Annotated in this window: 3 protein-coding genes; all 3 read left to right on the top strand. The window is 74.2% G+C overall.

Features of this window, described 5'->3' with window-relative positions; all coding sequences use genetic code 11:
- Window positions 1-71 precede the first annotated feature (71 nt).
- Entirely contained in the window at window positions 72-653 is a 582-nt protein-coding gene (locus DQW06_RS05020; protein ID WP_019608380.1) for a DUF3090 domain-containing protein, read from the top strand.
- 58 nt (window positions 654-711) lie between these two features.
- The gene (locus tag DQW06_RS05015) at window positions 712-1,464 is read left to right on the top strand and encodes an SCO1664 family protein (protein ID WP_019608381.1); all 753 of its coding nucleotides are present in this window, start codon (window positions 712-714) and stop codon (window positions 1,462-1,464) included.
- A gap of 89 nt (window positions 1,465-1,553) precedes the next feature.
- Window positions 1,554-2,138 (top strand): hypothetical protein (locus tag DQW06_RS05010; RefSeq protein ID WP_117198044.1); only part of this gene is annotated, 585 nt, incomplete at its 3' end.

The raw sequence follows: 2,138 nt of genomic DNA, 5'->3' as shown, positions 1-2,138 counted from the left end.
GGCCCACCCGGCCCACCAGCGCGTCCGGCGGGTTTGGCAACGGTGGGCCCGCATCCCGTAAGGTTCTTGGCATGCCCGTCTTTCAGTTCAATCCGCCGGAGCGGTTCGTCGCGGGGACCGTGGGCCAGCCGGGAGACCGCACCTTCTTCCTCCAAGCCGTGGGAGAGGGGCGCATCACCAGCGTGGTCCTGGAGAAGGCGCAGGTCGAGGCGCTCGCCACCCGTATCGAGGAACTACTGGAAGAGGTGCACCGGCGCTTCGGCTCCCCGCCGGAGGACACCGCTCCGCCCGAGGACGACGCTCCCCTGGAGCAGCCCATCGAGCAGGACTTCCGGGTCGGCACCCTGGCCCTGGCCTGGGACGCCGAGGCCGCCCGCGTCATCATCGAGGCCCAGGAGATCGACGAGACCGCCGGTGAGGACCTGCTGGAGGACGACGAGGAGGAGCTGGAGGTCTTCGCCGAGGAGGCCCCCGCCCACCGCGACGTCCTGCGCGTCTACCTCACCCCCGGCGCCGCGCGCTCCTTCGCCGGACGCGCGCTGAAGGTGGTCGCCGCCGGACGCCCGGACTGTCCGCTGTGCGGACGCCCGCTCGACCCCGGCGGCCACATCTGCGTACGCCAGAACGGCTACCGACCGGACAGCCTCGTCTGAGCGCGCCGATGAGCACACCACCGGCGGGCCGCCGGGCGCGCAGACCCGGGGGCCCGCGATGAGGGACACCGCCGACGCCTTCGACGGCCTCAGCCCGGCCGTCGGGCTCGACCTGCTCCGCACCGGCGAGATCACCGTGGAGGGACGGCTGACCGCCGCCTCCAACGCCACCCTGTACTGCACCGTCTCCGACGGCGTGCGCTCGGCCGCCTGCGTGTACAAGCCGGTGGCGGGGGAGCGGCCGCTGTGGGACTTCCCCGACGGAACCCTGGCCGGGCGCGAGGTCAGCGCCCACGCCGTCTCCGAGGCGCTGGGCTGGGGGATCGTCCCGCCCACGGTGCACCGCGACGGCCCGTTCGGCGAGGGCATGGTGCAGCTGTGGGTGCACGGCGACGCCACCGTGGACCTGGTCGCCCTGGCGCGGGAGACCGACAACGCCGACCTGCGCCGCATGGCGGTGTTCGACGCGGTCATCAACAACTCCGACCGCAAGATCGGCCACCTGCTGCCCACCCCCGGCGGGCACCTGTACGGCTGCGACCACGGGGTCTCCCTCGCCGAGGACTACAAGCTGCGCACCGTGCTGTGGCAGTGGCAGGGCCAGCCGCTGCCCCAGGACGCCCTGGAGGCACTGGGGTCGGTGCGCGACCAGCTCGCCGACGCGGACAGCGCCCTGTCCCAGGAGCTGGCGCGGCACCTGACCGGACCGGAGGCCTACGCGGTGCGCAGCCGGGTGGACCTGCTCATCCAGCACGGCGTCCATCCCTACCCGGCGCCGGACTGGCCGGCGGTGCCCTGGCCGCCGATCTGAGTCCGGGCCCGGCTTCCGCCTGCCGATCGCGAACCCGAGCCGCTCCGGGGACGTCGTAGGACCCGGCGGCACCGGCGGGAGGGAACCCCATGGCGGAGATCGAGCGCGTGCGGGCCAGGCCCGGAGGACTGGTCACCCTGCGCCTGGACGTGCGGGGGCACACGACCCGGCCCCTGAGCGTGCACGGCCGTGTGGAACCGGTCTTCGGGTGGACGGGAACGACCGCCCTGGTCGGCCTCTTCCCGAGTTTCGTCCCGGTCTGGTGGGCCAACGCACGCGGTATCGAAGGCGGTGAGGCGCTGCCCTACTTCCTGCCGGTGGCGGTCTGCCTCGTCGCGCTCCTGCTCACCGGGCTCTACTACGGGGCCGGGGAGATCCTCGCCGCGCTCGCGCTCCACGCCCTGCCGGTGCTGCTCGTCGTGTGCTTCCCCCTGCTGCTCCTGCCGCGGGTGCGGCGGTGGGCGCGGCGGACCGCCGACTCCCGGGACCAGGCCACGGCGGCGGGGGGAGGCCGCAGGGCGGACGGCTTCCGCGAGCCCGTGCGCCTGTCCCGGATCTCCTCCGCCCAGCTCACCCAGCGGGGCGGACGGGTGACCGTGACCCTCAACCACCTCGACGGCAGCGCGGTCGGCTACTCCGCCCGCGGCCGCGGCGGGGAGTACCTGCGGGCGGTC

The organism is Nocardiopsis sp. TNDT3 (genome assembly GCF_003427465.1).
GTDB classification, from domain to species: Bacteria; Actinomycetota; Actinomycetes; order Streptosporangiales; family Streptosporangiaceae; genus Nocardiopsis; species Nocardiopsis dassonvillei.
Note: the sequence above shows the minus strand (reverse complement) of the source record. Positions and strands in the feature narration are given on the sequence as shown.

Bases quoted from the DNA above. Each gene is read 5' to 3' on its own strand.
- DQW06_RS05020 (WP_019608380.1), top strand. From the start codon at position 72: ATGCCCGTCTTTCAGTTCAATCCGCCGGAGCGGTTCGTCGCGGGGACC.
- DQW06_RS05015 (WP_019608381.1), top strand. From the start codon at position 712: ATGAGGGACACCGCCGACGCCTTCGACGGCCTCAGCCCGGCCGTCGGG.